The sequence below is a fragment of the Microbacterium xylanilyticum genome, from assembly GCF_054654695.1.
Genome location: NZ_BAAIEN010000002.1, coordinates 404672 through 422657, shown reverse-complemented (window position 1 = coordinate 422657; position 17986 = coordinate 404672). Strand labels below are relative to the sequence as shown.

Annotated in this window: 19 protein-coding genes and 3 tRNA genes; 6 read left to right on the top strand and 16 right to left on the bottom strand. The window is 71.2% G+C overall.

What is annotated here, in order from left to right; genetic code table 11:
- Nucleotides 1-42: 42 nt before the first annotated feature.
- Nucleotides 43-219, bottom strand: a complete 177-nt coding sequence (locus ACYQ1L_RS02510) for a hypothetical protein (protein WP_201298663.1) — start codon at nucleotides 217-219, stop codon at nucleotides 43-45.
- 157 nt (nucleotides 220-376) lie between these two features.
- On the opposite strand from ACYQ1L_RS02510, the gene ACYQ1L_RS02505 reads away from it, so the two are divergent.
- A complete protein-coding gene (locus tag ACYQ1L_RS02505; protein ID WP_460002692.1) occupies nucleotides 377-1597 on the top strand; it encodes a DUF4192 family protein in 1221 nt (406 codons plus the stop codon).
- A gap of 49 nt (nucleotides 1598-1646) precedes the next feature.
- On the opposite strand, the gene lysS is transcribed toward ACYQ1L_RS02505, so the two are convergent.
- The 11 genes from lysS to hpt all read right to left on the bottom strand — a co-directional run bounded on the left by lysS (nucleotide 1647) and on the right by hpt (nucleotide 12307).
- Complete coding sequence (lysS, locus tag ACYQ1L_RS02500) at nucleotides 1647-3200, bottom strand: lysine--tRNA ligase (RefSeq protein WP_460002691.1); 1554 nt, start codon at nucleotides 3198-3200, stop codon at nucleotides 1647-1649.
- 218 nt (nucleotides 3201-3418) lie between these two features.
- Nucleotides 3419-4129 carry a DUF2520 domain-containing protein gene (locus ACYQ1L_RS02495; RefSeq protein ID WP_460002690.1) on the bottom strand — a complete coding sequence of 237 codons (711 nt, stop codon included), beginning with the start codon at nucleotides 4127-4129 and terminating at the stop codon, nucleotides 3419-3421.
- Entirely contained in the window at nucleotides 4126-6018 is a 1893-nt protein-coding gene (locus ACYQ1L_RS02490) for a PH domain-containing protein (protein WP_460002689.1), read from the bottom strand. The genes ACYQ1L_RS02495 and ACYQ1L_RS02490 overlap by 4 nt, the downstream gene beginning before the upstream one ends.
- A complete protein-coding gene (locus ACYQ1L_RS02485) occupies nucleotides 6015-6659 on the bottom strand; it encodes a PH domain-containing protein (protein WP_460002688.1) in 645 nt (214 codons plus the stop codon). Before ACYQ1L_RS02485 ends, ACYQ1L_RS02490 begins: the two co-directional genes overlap by 4 nt.
- A complete protein-coding gene (locus tag ACYQ1L_RS02480) occupies nucleotides 6622-7134 on the bottom strand; it encodes a DUF3180 domain-containing protein (protein ID WP_460002687.1) in 513 nt (170 codons plus the stop codon). The genes ACYQ1L_RS02485 and ACYQ1L_RS02480 overlap by 38 nt, the downstream gene beginning before the upstream one ends.
- Complete coding sequence (gene folK, locus ACYQ1L_RS02475; protein ID WP_460002686.1) at nucleotides 7131-7688, bottom strand: 2-amino-4-hydroxy-6-hydroxymethyldihydropteridine diphosphokinase; 558 nt, start codon at nucleotides 7686-7688, stop codon at nucleotides 7131-7133. The genes ACYQ1L_RS02480 and folK overlap by 4 nt, the downstream gene beginning before the upstream one ends.
- Entirely contained in the window at nucleotides 7685-8110 is a 426-nt protein-coding gene (folB, locus tag ACYQ1L_RS02470; RefSeq protein WP_460002685.1) for a dihydroneopterin aldolase, read from the bottom strand. The genes folK and folB overlap by 4 nt, the downstream gene beginning before the upstream one ends.
- A gap of 144 nt (nucleotides 8111-8254) precedes the next feature.
- Nucleotides 8255-9046 (bottom strand): dihydropteroate synthase, encoded by a 792-nt coding sequence (gene folP, locus ACYQ1L_RS02465; RefSeq protein ID WP_460002684.1) that lies wholly within the window; start codon nucleotides 9044-9046, stop codon nucleotides 8255-8257.
- Nucleotides 9043-9636 (bottom strand): GTP cyclohydrolase I, encoded by a 594-nt coding sequence (folE, locus tag ACYQ1L_RS02460; protein ID WP_460002683.1) that lies wholly within the window; start codon nucleotides 9634-9636, stop codon nucleotides 9043-9045. Before folE ends, folP begins: the two co-directional genes overlap by 4 nt.
- 3 nt (nucleotides 9637-9639) lie before the next feature.
- The gene (ftsH, locus tag ACYQ1L_RS02455; protein ID WP_460002682.1) at nucleotides 9640-11640 is read right to left on the bottom strand and encodes an ATP-dependent zinc metalloprotease FtsH; all 2001 of its coding nucleotides are present in this window, start codon (nucleotides 11638-11640) and stop codon (nucleotides 9640-9642) included.
- 115 nt (nucleotides 11641-11755) lie between these two features.
- Nucleotides 11756-12307 (bottom strand): hypoxanthine phosphoribosyltransferase, encoded by a 552-nt coding sequence (gene hpt, locus ACYQ1L_RS02450; protein ID WP_460002681.1) that lies wholly within the window; start codon nucleotides 12305-12307, stop codon nucleotides 11756-11758.
- Between the two features lie 121 nt (nucleotides 12308-12428).
- On the opposite strand from hpt, the gene ACYQ1L_RS02445 reads away from it, so the two are divergent.
- Nucleotides 12429-13028 carry a DUF937 domain-containing protein gene (locus ACYQ1L_RS02445; protein WP_460002680.1) on the top strand — a complete coding sequence of 200 codons (600 nt, stop codon included), beginning with the start codon at nucleotides 12429-12431 and terminating at the stop codon, nucleotides 13026-13028.
- Nucleotides 13029-13117: 89 nt separating this feature from the next.
- On the opposite strand, the gene tilS is transcribed toward ACYQ1L_RS02445, so the two are convergent.
- Nucleotides 13118-14107 (bottom strand): tRNA lysidine(34) synthetase TilS, encoded by a 990-nt coding sequence (tilS, locus tag ACYQ1L_RS02440; protein WP_460002679.1) that lies wholly within the window; start codon nucleotides 14105-14107, stop codon nucleotides 13118-13120.
- 95 nt (nucleotides 14108-14202) lie between these two features.
- Between tilS and ppa the strand changes: the two genes are divergently transcribed.
- On the top strand, nucleotides 14203-14694 hold the full coding sequence (ppa, locus tag ACYQ1L_RS02435; RefSeq protein ID WP_460002678.1) for an inorganic diphosphatase: 492 nt from the start codon (nucleotides 14203-14205) through the stop codon (nucleotides 14692-14694).
- A gap of 100 nt (nucleotides 14695-14794) precedes the next feature.
- Here ppa and ACYQ1L_RS02430 read toward each other — a convergent pair whose 3' ends face one another.
- Together ACYQ1L_RS02430 and ACYQ1L_RS02425 are read right to left on the bottom strand one after the other, a co-directional pair.
- Nucleotides 14795-15577, bottom strand: coding sequence for a M23 family metallopeptidase (locus tag ACYQ1L_RS02430; protein WP_460002677.1), 783 nt, complete (start codon nucleotides 15575-15577; stop codon nucleotides 14795-14797).
- An 18-nt stretch (nucleotides 15578-15595) separates the two neighbouring features.
- Nucleotides 15596-16159, bottom strand: a complete 564-nt coding sequence (locus ACYQ1L_RS02425; RefSeq protein WP_460002676.1) for a hypothetical protein — start codon at nucleotides 16157-16159, stop codon at nucleotides 15596-15598.
- A 256-nt stretch (nucleotides 16160-16415) separates the two neighbouring features.
- Here ACYQ1L_RS02425 and ACYQ1L_RS02420 point away from each other — a divergent pair.
- The 3 genes from ACYQ1L_RS02420 to ACYQ1L_RS02410 all read left to right on the top strand — a co-directional run bounded on the left by ACYQ1L_RS02420 (nucleotide 16416) and on the right by ACYQ1L_RS02410 (nucleotide 16740).
- Nucleotides 16416-16488 (top strand) — tRNA-Glu (locus ACYQ1L_RS02420).
- A gap of 27 nt (nucleotides 16489-16515) precedes the next feature.
- Nucleotides 16516-16589: transfer RNA gene (locus ACYQ1L_RS02415), tRNA-Asp, on the top strand.
- Between the two features lie 78 nt (nucleotides 16590-16667).
- A tRNA-Phe gene (locus ACYQ1L_RS02410) sits at nucleotides 16668-16740 on the top strand.
- Between the two features lie 879 nt (nucleotides 16741-17619).
- Here ACYQ1L_RS02410 and ACYQ1L_RS02405 read toward each other — a convergent pair.
- Nucleotides 17620-17940, bottom strand: a complete 321-nt coding sequence (locus ACYQ1L_RS02405) for a hypothetical protein (protein ID WP_460002675.1) — start codon at nucleotides 17938-17940, stop codon at nucleotides 17620-17622.
- Nucleotides 17941-17986: the final 46 nt, after the last annotated feature.

Genomic DNA, 17986 nt, shown 5'->3' with positions numbered 1-17986 from the left:
GCACTTCGCACCGCCGGAGCGGACTGCGTCCGTGCAGCGCGATCAGGACGAGCGGGGCGGAAGACCGCGGGCGGCGCGCTCCTCGGCCTCGATGCGCGCGTGCGTCTGCCGTTCGGTGCGGTCGAAGCGGATGATCCCGCGGAGGACGAACCAGAACACGATGCAGACGACGATCGTGGGGATCACCGACCACGCGGCTGCCACCCAGAACTCGTCCATGCCCTCGATCCTACCCGCGGCCCTGGTGCGCGGGCTGGGAGCGGTCGGTGCCGCCGGTGCAGTCGATCGATCCGCACATCGCGGATCCGGCGAGGGAGTTTCCCCCGTCCCGTTCCTGACGCGGAACCGGATCCGGCGCGGTGCCGATCGTGGATCCATGACAACGATCGTCCACGCCGCGGGCGCCGCAGAGCTGCTCGCCGCCATCCCCGTGCTCACCGGCTTCACTCCGCGGGACTCCGTGGTGCTGCTGCCCTTCCGGCGCTCACGCACCGCGGGCGCCCTCCGCTTCGACCTGCCGTCCGGCGCGGCCTCCGCGGGGCCGCCACCCGATGCGCACGCCGCGGCGTCGCTATCGGGTGCGGTCTCCGTGGCGTCACCCGCCTCGGCCCCCGCGCGGCCGCGGGTCGCGCCGACCGCGACCGAGTTCGCCACCGCCGCCCTCGCGCTCGTCGGCCGCATCCCCGACGTCGACGGGCTCGCGATCACCGTCTACGCCGAGGGCGGGGCGACGAGCGACGAGCCGATGCCCGCGGCTGCCCTCGTCGAGGCGCTGATCGGCGAGGCGAGCGCCCGCGGCCTGCACGTCGTGGAGGCGCTGCACGTCGGCGCCGGCTCCTGGTCCGATTACCGGGATCCGCAGGGACCGCCGCATCCCCTCTCCGAGGTTCCGGACCCGCCGCGCGTGCCCGGGTTCGCCGGCCCCGCGCCGGATCAGTTCAGCGGCACCGAGCTGCCCGCCCCCGGACTGCTCGCCGCGGAGTCAGTCGGCCGTGCGCTGATCGCCCTGGAACGGGTGCTCGGCCCGGCGGGACCGCTGCGCACGCCCCCGGACGGGTCCGGTCGCGTGGACCCGCGCGCGCACGAGACGGCGCTCCTGCTCGACGATCTGCCCTCGTTCCTGGAGGAGCTGCTGGACACTCCCGAGACGGCGTCACCGTTCGCGACCGCGGCGCTGATCTGGATCCTGAACCGCCCGGCGCTGCGCGACGTCGCGCTCGTGCAGTGGGCGAGCAGCATCGACCACGGCGACCGGGCGCTGGCCGCACAGCTGTGCCACAGCGCGTCCGGGCTGGACGTGCCGCCCGACGTCGGCGGCATCCTGATCGGGCACGGCGCGAGCCCGGACCGCGACCGTCTCGGCGTCGCGCTGACCCTGATGCGCCGCACGATCGCCCTCGCCCCGCGGGCGGCGAGGGGCGGCCCCCTGGCCGCCGCGGCGTGGCTGTCCTGGGCGATCGGGCGCGCGACGCACGCCGCCCGGTACCTGGATCAGGCGCAGGCCGTGGATCCGGAGCTCGGCTTCGCTCAGCTGCTGCGGGCCGTGGTGGAAGCCGGCATGCTGCCGGACTGGGCGTTCCGCGCCGCCGTACCGTGAGCGCCTGGACCCTCCTCCCGAGGCGCAAGGCACCGGGAGGGAGGGCGCGTCACTTGACGAGGGGGAAGAGGATGGTCTCGCGGATGCCGAGGCCGGTGATGGCCATGAGCAGACGGTCGATGCCCATCCCCATGCCGCCCGTCGGGGGCATGCCGTGCTCGAGAGCGCGCAGGAACTCCTCGTCCACGCGCATCGCCTCGAGGTCGCCGCCGGCGGCGAGCTTGGCCTGCTCGACGAAGCGGTCGCGCTGGATGACCGGGTCGACGAGCTCCGAGTACCCGGTGGCCAGCTCGAAGCCGCGCACGTACAGGTCCCACTTCTCCACCACGCCCGGGATCGAACGGTGCTCGCGCACGAGCGGCGAGGTGTCGACGGGGAAGTCCATGACGAACGTGGGCCGCTCCAGTCCGCTCTTGACGAAGTGCTCCCACAGCTCCTCGATCAGCTTGCCGTGCGTGGCATGCGGCGGCACGTCGACGCCGCTCGCCTCGGCGAACGCGATGAGCTCCTCCATCGGGTCGGACGGGGTGAAGGTGCGTCCCGCGGCCGCGGACAGCGAGTCGTACATCGAGATCCGGTCCCACTGGCCGCCGAGGTCGTACTCGGTGCCGTCCGCCCAGGTGACGAGCGTGGATCCTGCCACTGCGATCGCGGCGTTCTGGATCAGCTCCTGCGTGAGGTCGGCGATCCCGTTGTAGTCGGAGTACGCCTGGTACGCCTCGAGCATCGCGAACTCGGGGCTGTGCGTGGAGTCGGCGCCCTCGTTGCGGAAGTTGCGGTTGATCTCGTAGACGCGCTCGATGCCGCCGACGACGGCGCGCTTCAGGTAGAGCTCCGGCGCGATGCGCAGGTACAGCTCCGTGTCGAAGGCGTTCGAGTGCGTGATGAACGGGCGCGCGGAGGCGCCGCCGTGCTGCACCTGCAGCATCGGGGTCTCGACCTCGAGGAAGCCGTGGCTGGTGAAGGTCTGGCGCAGGCTGGCGTTGACCGCGGCGCGGGCGCGCACGGTGCTGCGGGCCTGGTCGCGCACGATGAGGTCGAGGAAACGGCTGCGCACGCGGCTCTCCTCGCTGAGCTCGCCGTAGGCGTTGGGCAGCGGCAGGATCGCCTTCGACGCGATCGCCCAGTCGTCGGCCATGACGGACAGTTCGCCGCGGCGGCTGGAGATGACCTCCCCGTGCACGAACACGTGGTCGCCGAGGTCGACGAGCTCCTTCCAGCGCGCGAGGGACTCCTCGCCCACGTTGGCGAGCGAGATCATCGCCTGGATCCGGGATCCGTCGCCGGCCTGCAGCGTGGCGAAGCAGAGCTTGCCGGTGTTGCGGCTGAACACGACGCGACCGGCCACGCCGACGACGACGCCCGTCTCGGCGCCGGCCTCGAGCTCGCCGTACTCGGCGCGCAGCTGCGGGATCGTGTGCGTCACGGGCACGGAAACGGGGAACGCGCCGCCCGCCGCATCCGCACGGTCGGCGATCAGCCGCTCGCGCTTGGCCAGCCGCACCGCCCGCTGCTCGAAGGTGTCCTCCCCGGCCCCCGAGCCGTTCGACGCGCCCTCCGCGGGGTCGCTGCTGGCAGGGGTCGGCGCGGGCGCGTCAGTCATGAGTGGGGCTCCTCGAAAGTCGCCGACCAGTCTACCGGCGCGCACCTTCGCGCCCGCCGCGCCGGATCCGCCCCGCTCCCCGCCCGCAACGCCAGCGCGACGCGGGCCCGACGTCATCGTCGGGCGCTGACCGCGAGACTGCAACGGGACGACGAGACTGCAACAGACTGCTGCAGTCTCGTCGCGTGGTTGCAGTCTCGCGGTCAGGAGGTCCGCGGTCAGGAGAAAGGGTCGGCGGGCGGCAGGGGATCCGGCGGGGAGGCCTCGCGCAGTGCGCGATCGAACGTCGACGAGACGAGGGCCGACAGGTAGCCTCCCGGGTTCTCCACCCCGATGCCGCGGAGGATCCCCGTCGCCTGGCCGACGATCGAGCGCGCGAACTCGGATGCGGTGGCGATCGCCTCGGCGTACGCGGGGCGGTCGGCTTCGTCGATCACGACGGGTTCGCAGCCGAGTTCCACGGCGAGCGCCTGCGCGATGGGCAGCACCATCGCGGGCGCGGTCACCGCGGCGTACGCCGCCTGCAGCTGACGGAGGTCGAGCGTGGTTCCGGTGAAGGAGATCGCCGGATGCACGGCGAGCGGGATGGCCCCGCTGCGCGTCACGGGCTCCAGCACGTCGGTGCCGTAGCCGGGGTCGGTGTGCAGCACGAGCTGCCCGGGCTGCCACGCCCCCAGCTCGGCGAGGCCCGAGACGAGCCCCGGCAGCTGGTCGTGCGGCACCGCGAGCACGACGAGCTGGGATGCGCGCACGAGCTCGGGCGGATCCATCACCGTGACCCCGGGCAGCACGGCGGCCGTGCGGTCGGGGTCGGATCCCGCCGTCACGCCGACGAGCGCGTGCCCGGCCCCGGCGAGGGCCGCGCCGATCACCGGCCCCACGTGCCCCGCCCCGACGATCCCGACCTCGAGGCGCCCTGCCCGTGTCACGACGCGCTCCCGGCGGCGGTTCCGCCCGCGTCGCCTGCGGCAGCTCCCGCGGCGCTCCCCGCGGTGCGGCCGAGGTCCGCGTTCCCCGCGGTGCCCCCGACGCTCCTCGCGGTCCCACCCAGCTCCGCCGGGAGGGCGTGCCCCTCCGCCGCAGCGTCCCGCTCCGCCTCGCGCTCTTCGGCCCAGCGGTGCGCGCGATCCGCGGCGGCCGCCCGCGCTGCGGCACCGGGCAGCGCATTCAGCATGCCGAGCAGCACCTCGGCGTCCAGCCCGGAGACGCTGCCCCGGACGGGCCCGATGGCGGAGTGCGCCTGCGCCTTGGCGACCCGCTGGGCGCGGTCGATCGGGCCCTGGTGCAGCGAGAAGCCCTGCAGCCGCGCGAGCGGGAACACGGCCAGCTGCCGCCAGATCCGCCCGCGGCGCAGCAGCAGCGCGAAGTCGGTCAGCGCCAGCCCGTGCCGGCGCCAGGACAGCGGCCGGCGCCACCACGCCCGCCGCGGGATGGTGGCGTACGGGTCGTCCGCGACGGGGCCGAGCACGCCCTGCTCCCAGATCAGCGGCAGCACGTCGGCGGGCACATCGGGAAGGATCAGCCCGAGCACCCGCTCGACGTCGGCGCGAACGCCGACGGGCAGCACGATGTTGAACTGCTGGCCCTGGCTGGACTGCTGCTGCGACGCGGACTTGCCGCTCATCCGGTTGATCCGCACCGACCACCAGCCGAACGGACGCCACAGCAGCGGCTGCATCACCTCGACGGCGAAGATCCGCCCTGGCGGGATCGTCTCGGTCACCGTGGTGAACAGGCCGAACGTGATCCGCACGCCGTCCGGCGTCGGCGCGATCGAGTAGCGCAGCGCCCGCGCGATCCGGCTCCAGGTGACCGCGACGGCGGCCAGCAGCAGCGGGATCCCCATCGCCAGCGCGACACCGCCCGCGACCACTCCCCCGGCCGGGCCCACGTCCTGCAGCACGGCGGGCAGCGTGCCGATCATCGCGGCCAGGAAGATCACCGCGAACACGGCGAGCCACACGAGGCCCGACAGCACGTGCGAGCCGACGAGGCGACCGGTGGGGATCCGCAGCACGTGCTCCGGCGCGATGTCGTCGAGGTCGACGCCCGCGATCAGCCCGGTGACCCCCGCGTCCATCGATGCGGCGAGCTGCGCGCGCATGGTGCGGGCCGCCGCGGGATCGGCGACGCCCCTGGTCGCCTCGCGGGCGTGCCGCGCCCCGGACGCCAGGCGCAGGATGTCGGCGCGCACCGCCTCCGCCCGGGCGGTGGAGAGATACTCCAGCGGCACGTTGGCGTCGTTGCCGGCACCGTCGACCTCGAGCTTCGCCAGTCCGATGAGGCGGGCGGGGAACGGCCGGGTGAGGTTGACCCCCTGCACACGATCGAGCGGGGCGCGGCGGTGCGAGCGGAAGATCACGCCCTTGCGCACCTCGACATGCGCCTCGGTGATGCGGAACTGGTGGAAGCGCCACATCAGCCAGAACAGGGCTATGAGGAGCACAGCGAGGGCCAGCACGCCGAGCAGCACCACGATGACGAGGTTGTTGTCGACGACCCAGTCGACCGGGTCGCCGCCGAGCTCGGGCAGATGCGCTGGCGTGACCAGGGAGATGAACCATTCCAGGATCCGCTCGCGCAGGTTCGCGATGAGATAGCCCAGCACGATCACCAGCACCAGCCCGCCCTTCAGCAGCGGGGTGAGGGGATGCATCCGGTGCCACTCGCCGTCCGCGAGCGTCGGAGCACCCGGTCGCGAGGCCGGACCGGACGCCGTCGGCAGAGCCGGGGACGCGGCCGGCACGGAGGCACCCGGCGGCACCGGGGACACCGCGCCCCGACCGTACGCGTCGTGCTGCTGCTCGGGCGTGCTCACAGGCCCGTCCGGCGCATCTCGGCGACGTCGATGAGGGTGTCCCGCAGCGCCTCCGCGGCGTCCTCGGTCATCCCGGGGATCTCCACACCGGTGGTGGCGGCGGCCGTGACGAGCTTGAGCTTCGCGATCCCGAACGCCCGGTCGACGGGACCCCGGGTGATGTCGACGAGCTGCATCCGCCCGTACGGCACGGCGATCATCCGCTGCCAGAGGATCCCGCGCCGGAACACGATGTCGTCGGCGCGGAGCATGTAGCCGATCGCCTTGGCCTGCCGGGGCAGGATCACGAGCTCGATCAGGATCCCGGCCGCGATCACGCCGGCAGCGGTCCACGCCCACGGCCACGGCTGGGACATGAGCGTCGTCGCGGCGTACGCGCCGACCGCGACGATGATCAGCAGGATCACGCGCAGGAGCACCTCGGCGACGACGTACTTGGGCGAGATCTGATGCCAGGACCCGTCCAACCTGAGCGCGCCGGGCCCCTGCGGCGCGCGCAGCGCGGGATAGGTGCCGTCATCCAGCACGGCGGCCGCGGCCGGCGCCGCGTGCACGGCTGGTGCGTCTGCGGCGGGCGCCCACGCGGAGGGCGTGCGGGCGGTGTCAGGATCCGGAGTCTGCGGCGGCTCGGGAATCGTCATCGTCGTCCTCCAGGCGCGGCCCGTTCTGGCCGTCGGGGTCGTGGGGCCCGTTTCCGGGCAGCATGCAGAAGCTTTCGGCGATCACCGCGGCGATCGTGAGCACGAGCGCGGCGGCGGCGGTCGCGATGATCGCGCCGATCGGCGGCGTGATCGGGCGGGAGAGCAGGTACGCGCCGAGCCCGGCGCCGAAGCCGGTGATCACCGCACCCACCAGGCTCGAGGCGCGGGCGAGCATCGCGATCCGGACGGCGCGGAAGGGGTCGACCCGGCGGCGCGTGGCCGAGCGCGTACTGCGGCGGATCGGCCACGCCAGCGCGAGCACCGCGATCGCGAGCAGAGCGAGGAAGATCGGCAGCACGATCGACGGCGTGAACGTCGGCCGCCCCGCGGTGGTCAGCGCGTGGTCGAGGAGGAAGCCCACGGCCGCACCGGCGAGCGCCAGCACGAGCAGCAGCCCCGGGGAGATCCGCTTCATGAGCCGTCCTCGAGCGCGGCCAGCAGGTCGGCGACGCGGCCCCGGCCCGGCAGCACCGCATCCGGATCCACGTCGAGCCAGGGCTCCAGGACGAACGCCCGCTCGAACGCACGCGGGTGCGGCAGCAGCAGGTGCTCGTCGTCGTTCACCACGTCGCCGTACGTGATCAGGTCGAGGTCGAGGGTGCGGTCGCCCCAGCGCTCGGCGCGGATCCGGCCGTGCTCCTCCTCGATCGCGTGCAGCATGCCGAGCAGCACCTGCGGGGCCAGGCGCGTGGTCACGATCGCGACGGCGTTGGCGAACCGCGGGGCGTCAGGATCCGGGCCGTCCGGCCGCAGCGCGACCGTGGTGAAGACGCGTGACACCCGCACGTCGTCGACCAGCGGCAGGCGGCGGATCGCACGCACGGCCTCCTCGATCGTGGCGGCGGTGTCGCCGAGATTCGAGCCGAGCGCGACGACGGCCTGGACCGGCGCCTCCTCGGGACGAGGGTCGAGCGCAGGCAGCCGGCCCCCGCGGGGCACCGGCGGGATCGGACGGATCGGCGGGGTCATGCTCCCCCTGCCGTGGCATGCTCGTGGGCGCCCGTCACCGGGCGCTGCTCGTGGCCGTGCTGCACGCGCTGCACGGTGACCGCCACATCGCCGAAGTTCAGCGGGATCGGGGCCTGCGGCTTATGCACCGTGACCTCGACGATCCGCACCCGCTTGTCCTCGAGCACGGCGTCGGCGATCCGCACCGCGAGCGTCTCCAGCAGGTTCACCGGCTCGCCGGCGACGATCGCGGCGACCCGCTCGGCGAGCTCGCCGTAGTGGACGGTGTCGGCGACGTCGTCGCTCGCGGCAGCGGCGCGCAGCGGAAGGTGCAGGCGCAGATCCACGACGAAGTCCTGCCCGTTCTCACGCTCGTGCGCGTACACGCCGTGGTGCCCGAACACGGTCAGGCCCGTGAGCGTGATGCCGTCGAGGAATTCCATGCCCCCAGCCTACGGCGGGCCGCCGACGGCACGTCAGCCAGCACACGACCGGATTCAGGTTTCGAGGAGCGAGGTCTGCTGCTCGAGCGGCCGAATCAGAGCGGACATCGCTCCTCGAAACAGATCGCCCGAACAGTGATCCTGTCAGCCGTCCCAGGCCCCCAGCACGGCGAGGGCGTCGCGCGTCGCGGCGACGTCGTGCACGCGCACGGCCCAGGCGCCCGCGCGGGCGGCGAGCACGCTCGTCACGGCGGTCGCCAGATCGCGGCGGCGCTCGTCGGCGCCCTCCCCGAGCACCTCGCCGAGGAACCGCTTGCGCGACGTGCCCACGAGCACGCGCGGGCCGAGCGCGACGACGTCGGAGAGCTCCCGCAGCAGCTCCCAGTTCTGGCCGGCGGTCTTGGCGAACCCGACCCCGGGGTCGACGATTATCCGCGACGGCGCGATGCCCGCCGCAGCGGCCGCGGCCACGCGCTCGCGCAGTTCCGCGGCCACCTCGCGCCCGACGCGTGCGTACTCGGCACGCGCGTACATGTCGGCAGACGGGCCGCGCCAGTGCCCCAGGGCGATGTCGGCGCCGGTCTCCGCGACCGCCGCGAGCATGTCCGGATCCGCGAGGCCGCCGGACACGTCGTTCACGATCCGCGCCCCCGCCCGCACGGCGGCGACCGCGGTGGACGCGTTCAGCGTGTCGACGCTCACCGGGATCCCCTCGGCGGCGAGGCGTTCGATCACCGGCAGCACGCGCCGCTGCTCCTCGGCCAGGGGCACCCGTTCGGCGCCGGGACGAGTCGACTCCCCGCCGATGTCGAGCACGTCGGCGCCCTGCTCGCGCAGCAGCAGTCCGTGCGCGACCGCGCTTTCGGCGTCGGCGTAGCGCCCGCCGTCGCTGAACGAGTCGGGTGTGGCGTTGACGATCCCCCAGATCGCGGTCATGCGCCGGACCCCGAGCCGATGAGGGCGATGAGCTCCGAGCGCGCAACCGGATCCGTGTACACGCCGCGTGCGGCGATGGTGAGCGTCGACGCCTCGGTCTGCCGTCCTCCGCGCATGGTGACGCAGCCGTGCACGGCGTCCATGACGACGAGCACGCCCTGCGCGTCGAGGTGGGACGCGATCGCATCGGCGACCTGCTCGCCGAGCCGCTCCTGCACCTGCGGGCGGGACGCGAGGATCTCGACGACCCTCACGAGCGCGCCGAGGCCCACGACGTGCTCCCCGGGCAGGTACGCGATGTGCGCGTGCCCGGCGAACGGCAGCAGGTGGTGCTCGCACACCGAACGGAACCGGATCCCGCGCAGGAGCACCGCGCCCGAGGGCAGGGTGTCCGGGGCGGGTCCGTGCGAGACGCTGATCGTGTGCGCGAGGGGCGCCGCAGGGTCCTCGCCGACCCCGGCGAAGAACTCGGCGTACAGGTCCGCCATGCGCGCCGGGGTCTGCTTCAGCCCCGGTCGCTCCGGATCCTCTCCGATCGCGAGCAGCAGCTCACGGGTGAGCGCGGCGATGCGCTCCGGATCGACGCTCATCGCTCAGGCCGTCGCGGGACGCGGCTTCCCGCCCGTCGCCGGCTTGCGGCCCGCGGCGGTGGACGGAGCGGCCTCGTTCGCGGCGGCACCGGTCTCGGCGCCGCGCTGCGGCATCTCGATCGGGGGCAGCAGCGACACCGGGCGGTCCTCGCTGGAGAGCCACTGCGGGCGCTCCGGGAGCTTCTTCACGTCGGAGAAGATCTCGGCGATCTGGTTGTGGTCGAGCGTCTCCTTCTCGAGCAGCTCGCGGGCGAGCCGGTCGAGGATGTCGCGGTTGGCGCTGAGCACCTCGTAGGCCTCGTTGTGCGCCTGCTCGATGAGCGCGCGCACCTGCGTGTCCACCCGCTCCGCGATGGTCTCGGAGTACTCGCGGCCACGACCCATGTCGCGACCCGCGAACGGCTCGCCGCCCTCGGAGCCGAGCTTGACCGGCCCCAGGTCGGTCGTCATGCCGTACTCGAGCACCATCTTGCGGGCGATCGACGTCGCCTTCTCGATGTCGTTCGACGCGCCCGTGGTGGGGTCGTGGAACACGAGCTCCTCGGCGACGCGGCCGCCCATCGCGTAGGTGAGCTGGTCCTGCAGCTCGTTGCGGGTGACCGAGTACTTGTCGTCGAGCGGCAGCACCATCGTGTAGCCGAGCGCCTTGCCGCGCGGGAGGATCGTGATCTTCGTGACCGGATCCGTGTAGTTCATCGCCGCCGCCGCGAGCGCGTGTCCGCCCTCGTGGTACGCCGTGATGAGCTTCTCCTTGTCCTTCATCACGCGGGTGCGGCGCTGGGGGCCGGCGATGACGCGGTCGATGGCCTCGTCGAGGGCGCGGTTGTCGATGAGCTGCGCATTGGAGCGCGCGGTGAGGAGAGCCGCCTCGTTGAGCACGTTGGCCAGGTCGGCGCCGGTGAAGCCGGGGGTCTTGCGGGCGACGACCTCGAGGTCGACGCCGTTGGCGAGCGGCTTGCCCTTGGCGTGCACCTCGAGGATCCGCTGACGGCCCTTGAGGTCGGGCGCGTCCACGCCGATCTGCCGGTCGAAGCGACCGGGGCGCAGCAGCGCGGGGTCGAGGATGTCGGGACGGTTGGTCGCCGCGATCACGATGACGTTCGCGTTCGGGTCGAAGCCGTCCATCTCGACGAGCATCTGGTTCAGCGTCTGCTCGCGCTCGTCGTTGCCGCCGCCGAGACCCGCACCGCGGTGCCGGCCGACGGCGTCGATCTCGTCGATGAAGATGATCGCGGGCGCGTTCTCCTTCGCCTGCGTGAACAGGTCGCGCACGCGCGAGGCGCCGACACCGACGAACATCTCGACGAAGTCGGATCCGGAGATCGAGTAGAAGGGAGCGCCCGCCTCGCCGGCGACCGCACGCGCGAGCAGCGTCTTACCGGTTCCGGGAGGGCCGTACAGCAGCACGCCCTTCGGGATGCGCGCGCCGATCGCCTGGAACTTGCCCGGGTCCTGCAGGAACTCCTTGATCTCGTGGAGCTCCTCGATCGCCTCGTCGGCGCCCGCCACGTCGGCGAACGTGACGGTCGGATTCTCCTTGTTCACGAGCTTCGCCCGCGACTTGCCGAACTGCATGATCTTGCTGTTGCCGCCCTGGGCGCTCGAGAGGAGCCACCAGAACAGCAGGCCGAGCAGCAGCATCGGGATGAGGATGGAGAGGAAGCCGTCGAACCAGCTGGCCTTCGGCACGGAGTCGTTGTAGCCGTCCTTCGGGGCGGCGTCATCGATCGCCTTCACCACGTCGGCGGCGCGCGCCTGGACGTAGTAGAACTGCACCGCCTCCGCGCCCTTGTACGGCTTGGACAGGGTCATGTCCACGCGCTGGTCGCCGTCGGTGTTGACAACCTTGGTGACCGTGCCGCCCTTGAGCAGATCCAGGCCCTCCTGAGTGGAGACCTGCGAAGAGGATCCGAGGTTCGTGATCAGCATGAATCCGCCGATCAGAAGCAGACCGATCAGCCCCACATAGAGGAAGGGATTGCGCGTGATCTTCTTGACATCCATGATCCGTTCAGCGTAGCGCGGCCCTGCTTGGCCCCTCCTGGGGATTCGCCCACGGCGTACCGCATCCGGTCCCTGAGCGAGCCGAAGGCGAGACGAAGGGCGCCGGCGTGCCGAATCAGGCGTAGACGTGCGGCGCGAGCACCGCGACGTCGCGCAGGTTGCGGTAGCGCTCCGCGTAGTCGAGCCCGTAGCCGACCACGAACTCGGTGGGGATGTCGAAGCCGACGTACTTGCAGTCGATCTGCACCTTGGCCGCCTCGGGCTTGCGCAGCAGTGCGAGCACCTCGATCGACTCCGCACCGCGGGAGGCGAAGTTCTCCAGCAGCCAGCTCAGGGTGAGTCCCGAGTCGATGATGTCCTCGACGATCAGCACGTGCTTGCCGTGCAGGTCCGTGTCGAGGTCCTTGCGGATCTGGACGACGCCGCTCGAGCGCGTGCCCGCGCCGTAGCTCGAGACCGCCATCCAGTCCATCGGCACCGAGGAGGGCAGCGCCCGGGCGAAATCGGCCATCACCATGACCGCGCCCTTGAGCACGCCGACGAGGAGGAGGTCCTTCCCGGCGTAGTCCGCGGCGACGCGCACCGCGAGCTCGTCGAGCTTGGCGCGGATCTCCTCTTCCGTGACGAGGATGTCGGTCAGATCGTCGGCAATGTCCGCAGCACGCATGGATCGATTTTATGCGACCGGATCCGTCGCCCATCCGATCCTCCTGACCGCTACTGTGAGCGATGAGGCGGGGTGGCGCTTGGGGGAGAACCGAGCCTCCGCCGTGGACGGAAGGAGTCCCATGGACATCGACGAGATCCTCAAGCAGGTGCCGATCGGCGATATCGCCCAGAAGCTCGGCGTCAGCGAGGACGTCGCCCGGCAGGCGGTGCAGGAGGGCGGCGCGGCCCTCGTCGGCGGCCTGGCCAAGAACGCGGAGACTCCTGAGGGCTCCGCGGCGATCGAGGCGGCCCTCGCCAAGCACGACGGCTTCTCCGGGGCATCGTCGGTCGACGACGTCGATCAGGCGGACGGCCAGAAGATCGTCTCGCACGTGTTCGGCGACAACGCCGACCAGGTGGCGCAGACCCTGACGAACGACCAGAAGACCGCGGGCATCGACTTCGGCAAGCTGCTGCCGATCCTCGCCCCGATCGTGATGGGTCTCATCGCCAACGGTCACAAGAGCTCCTCGACCGGTACGAGCAGCGGTGGCGGGCTCGGCGACATCCTCGGCGGGATCCTCGGCGGCGGCCAGCAGCAGGGGCAGTCCTCGGGCGGCGGCGGGCTCGGCGACATCCTGGGCGGCCTCGGCGGGCTGCTCGGCGGCGGGAACTCCGGCTCCGGCGGCGGCATCGACATCGGCGGGATCCTCGGCGGACTGCTGGGCGGCCGCAGGTAACGACCGCAGCACGTCCGCTCACGAGACGCGGCTTCCTCCGGGAGGTCGCGTCTCGTCGTCTTCGGGCGGCGGATCCGGATCCGGCGCTGCTAGCGCGCGGCGAACACGATCCGCCCGCCGACGCGCGCGGCGGTGCAGCCGGGCAGGTCGATCGGGCCCTGTCCCGACCAGTCGGTGACGAGCCGGGCGACCTCGACGGTCTGCGTGCGGGTCAGTCCCACCCCGAACTCGCTCTGGACCACGAGGCGGATGATGCGGTTCCGCAGCGCTGCGGGGTTGGCCGCCAGCGCCGCGGCGCTCACCGAGATCCCCGCCTCGGCGTGCTCCACGATGTCCTCGATCGTCTCGTGGATCATCTCGTCGAACGCCTCCGCGTCCTCGCGCAGCTGCTCGGCCGTGCGGGCGAGAGCCTCCGCGACCCCCGGCCCGAGCTCCGCCTCGAGCAACGGCAGCACGCGCTCGCGCACCCGCACCCGCAGGTAGCGGGGGTCGACGTTGTGCGGGTCGTCCCACGGCACGAGCCCCTCCGCCGCGCACGCCGCGCGCGTCGTCTCACGGCGCACTGCCAGCAGCGGCCGGGTCCAGACCGTGCCGTCGTCGTCGGTCCGCACGGGCGCCATGCCCTGCAGGCTGCCGGCGCCGGATCCCCGCGCGAGGCCCAGCAGCACCGTCTCCGCCTGGTCGTCGAGCGTGTGCCCGAGCAGCACGGGGGCGCCTTCGGCCCGCGCGACCTCGCGCAGCGCCGCATAGCGCGCGGCGCGGGCGTCGGCCTCGGGCCCGTCCCCCGTCGGCGTCACGTCCACGCGCTGCACCCGGGCGGCGATGCCCAGCGCCGTCGCGGCGGCCGCGGCATCGGCGGCGACCCCGTCGGAGCCGTCCTGGAGGCCGTGGTCCACGGTGACAGTGTGCACCGCGAACCCCGCGGCGCGGGCCTCGAATGCCGTCGCCGCGGCCAGCGCCAGCGAATCGGCGCCGCCGGAGAGCGCCACCACGACAGCATCGGGCGGGGAGGGCAGGGCGGCCAGCGCGGTGCGCACGGCTCGGCGGACGGCGGCGGTGGCGGGAGAGAGCGACGGCACGCCCCCACGGTACCCACGCGTAAGGGCCACGCGCGAAGATCCGCACGCAAGTAGGCTTGTGCGCGGCATCCACCCGTCTTTTCTGAGGAGTACACATGGGCGCACACGACGCCGTCATCGAGATCCCGCGCGGCAGCCGCGTGAAGTACGAGGTCGACCACGAGACCGGGCGAGTGCACCTCGACCGCGTGCTCTACACGACCTTCGGATACCCGGCCGACTACGGCTACTTCGACGAGACCCTCGGCGAGGACGGCGACCCGCTGGACGTGCTGGTGCTGCTCGACCAGGCGATCTTCCCGGGCGTCGTCGTGAACGTGCGTCCCGTCGCCGTGCTGAAGATGAGCGACGAGGCCGGCGGCGACGACAAGCTCGTGGCCGTGCTGAGCAAGGATCCGCGCTGGGAGCACATCCAGGACGTCGACGACCTCGCCGAGTACACGAAGAAGGAGATCGCGCACTTCTTCGAGCACTACAAGGACCTCGAGCCCAACAAGTGGGTCAAGGTCGATGCATGGGGCGACGCCGCCGAGGCGCAGCGGATCCTCGACGAGGCGATCGAGCGCTTCAAGAACGACGGCCACTGAACGCCCCTCCAAGGCGCCCCGCGACCGTGACGAAGACCCCCGGTGCCGCTCAGCGGCCCGGGGGTCTTCGCGTGGTCCTTCTCGTCAGCACATCCGAGGATCAGCCCATGTAGACGCCCTGGCCCTCCATGAACGTGATGGGGTTGATCGGGCTGTCGTTCACGTAGACCTCGAAGTGCAGGTGACAGCCGAAGGATCCGCCGGTGTTGCCCGCGTACGCGATCACCTGCCCGGCATTGATCCACTGCCCCGACCAGACGTTGAAGCCGCCATCCAGGATGTGGCCGTAACCCGTGCCCATCCCGTCGCCGTTCTCGATCCGGATGTAATTGCCGTAGCCGCCGTTCCAACCGGCGTAGTCGACCGTCCCAGAATGCGCCGCATAGATCGGCGAACCACAACTGCCGTCGGCCAGGTCGACACCGTAGTGGAAGCTTGAGGAACAGTAGCCGCTGGAGTTGCAATCCGGCACTCGGGGCCCGTATCCGGACGACTGGTAACCCCCGAACGGGCGCACCCAGCCGCCGGAACCACCGCCACCTCCGCCACCACCGCCGCCACCGGCGTTGTTGCGGGCCGCTTCTTCGGCGGCCTGGCGCTCCGCGGCAAGCTTCGCCTGACGAGCAGCCTCCGCAGCGGCACGCGCGGCCTCACCGGCTTGATACTGTGCGACGGTCTTCGCCGTGGTGTCCTTGAGAGCGGCGAGCTGCGCCTGCAGCTGCCCCAGATGCGTCTGCTGATCGGCGAGGGCCGCCGCGGCGGCGTCGGCCGCGTCCTGCGCCTTCTTCATCTTGTCTTGGGCGATCTTCGCAAGGCGGTCGCGCTCGACCTTGGCGGCAGTGGCCTGGTCCGTGAGCGACTGCGCAGTGTTCTTCGCCTCCACCGCCTTGTCGTAGATCGCCTACGTACCCGCGAGAACCCGATCCATCTGGCCGAGCCGCTGCAGCAGCTCATCCTTGTTGGCCGTCGACTTGGAGAAGAACAGCTGCAGAGCGGTGGTGTCCCCGCCATCGCGCGAGAGCTGCGCGGCGATCTGCCCCGCCTTGCTGGCGGATTCGTCCGCGAGCTTCTTCTGCGCATCGGCCTGAGCCTGCAGATCGGCCAGCCGGCGCGCCTGCTCGTTGACGGCCTGCTGCGCGGCGAAGTACTCGTTGCCCGCGGCCTCGGCCGCGGCCTTGGTGTCGGCGACGTTCTGGGTCAGTGTCGCGATCAGGCCCTGGATCCGCGAGACCTCGTTGGCGGCGGCCGCCTCGTTGGCCTTCGCCGCCTGCACGTCGTCCCAGCTGGGGTAGTCGTCGGCGTACGCCGCAGGCGCGCCGAGGAGCAGGCTGCCGACCAACGCGGCAATGGCCGTGATGCTCAGAGCAGCGCCGCTGCGGAGCGTGCGCCGGCGGGCGCGGGCACGCGGAACGTCGGACGTCCGGCTTGGATCGCGGCGGGCGCCACGGATGTTGAGATTGTTCACGCGGCTCCCTTTCGCCGGTTTCACTCATGTCACATTAGCAACATCAGTCCCATGCGCAACCATCGGATCCGGGTCGGGATCGGGAATTCTTCGGATCTTCGGGTGCTGGTCTTGTTCAAGGGGACGGAACGGGACCGCCTTCCATCATCCTCCTGGACACGCCCGGGATCCAACCCGACTCGCCCTCGATTGGCGTTTTGCCTGCCGAACCCCTTATGCTTGAGCGTCGGCAAGGGAACCCCCGAGGTTCGCCTCCGGCCCCATCGTTTAGCGGCCTAGGACGCCGCCCTTTCACGGCGGTAGCACGGGTTCGAATCCCGTTGGGGTCACTCTTTCCGATACAATTTCATAGTTCTGGCCCTGTAGCGCAGTTGGTTAGCGTGCCGCCCTGTCACGGCGGAGGTCGCGGGTTCAAGTCCCGTCAGGGTCGCTCCAAGCGACGGGCCTTTCTTCGGAAAGGCCTTTCGTCTAGGACACAGGTCAGAAGCTTCCACCTTCCGGCCTGTGCGGCTCTGTAGCTCAGTTGGTAGAGCGTTCGACTGAAAATCGAAAGGTCACCGGATCGATGCCGGTCGGAGCCACAAGGGTGATCGTTACAATCACCCCAGGAACCCTCGCGTAGCTTCTACATCGCGGGGGTTTCGTCTTTTTTCCCGGTGAGGTGCGGTTTCTGGGCCTCGTTCCTGGGCTGTCTGACCGGTCGTAGAGCGAGCGAAGCTCCCGGTCGCGGAGCGAACGAAACGAGGCGAAGCGCACCGCCCGCGGGGCCTGTGCCCGTTTTGTGCCGGTAGGCAGCGACGAGTCAGGTCCCCCTCGCCAAGCCCCCTAAGGTGGCCGAATGACCACGGGGGAAGCCGCTGCCTTGACCGTCGCGATCATCGCTCTCGTCGTTTCTGTGGTGGCCGCCGCGTTCATCGGACGGGAAGCGGTCACGGCGCACCTGGTTAGAACTCGCCCCCGCCCCGGCGGCCTGGGCGATCAGTATCCGGTCCAAGGAAGGTCGTTGGACGCTCCACAACATCGGCGGTTCGACTGCCACGTTCGTGAAGATCCGCGTGGACCCATCGTTGGCAGGGAAAAGGGCAGTCCCGAGCCGTACCGATCTGCGGTATTCGAAGGTCCGATATCCGCTGGAGACGAGGTCATCGTGCCATGGGCTCGAGGCTGGTTGATCCGCGCGCACTCTTTGTGCCAGTTCCGGACTCGACTATATGGCGACCGCTAGAAGAGTGGGAAGAAGCCTCAGACGCTCGTTCCGTCACGGATCCGGACGCCCTTGTGACCTGGACGGATTGAGCGAGCCTCTGGCGGCGCGAAGCAGCCCGCGCCCACTGGAGCGTGCCTTAGTGCGCGCATCGGCGTCTGAAAGGACATTCGTCACCAACAGCCGACGAAGCCAGGCTTCCCCACGACGTCGAGACTCGCGGCCTCCGAGTTGGGCCCGTGCTTGAGGATATTCGTCACGGCCTCGATGACTGTATCTGCGAGAGCCCGCTCGCCTGCCGGCGTGACGCTGAGTGCGCCCCTGTGGGACTGACACCCTGGTCGGGATCCCCGTCTCCTTCAACAAGGTGGCCCGAGAGGTCACGGCTTCGATCACGTGGCCGTTGTACCGCCGCAGGGCACTCATCTGCGCCTTCAGGCCTCGTCACGCGCATCAGCGACAGGAGCGATTGGATGCTCTGCAGCGCGTTCTCGGCCGATTCCTCGATCGTGGTGAGTGACACCTGCCGTGATGCCTCGTCGGGTTGTCTCGGCAGTGCGCGCGCATTGAACAGCACGAGGGCGAGGTCATGCGCGATCGCATCGTGCAGTTCGTCCGCGATC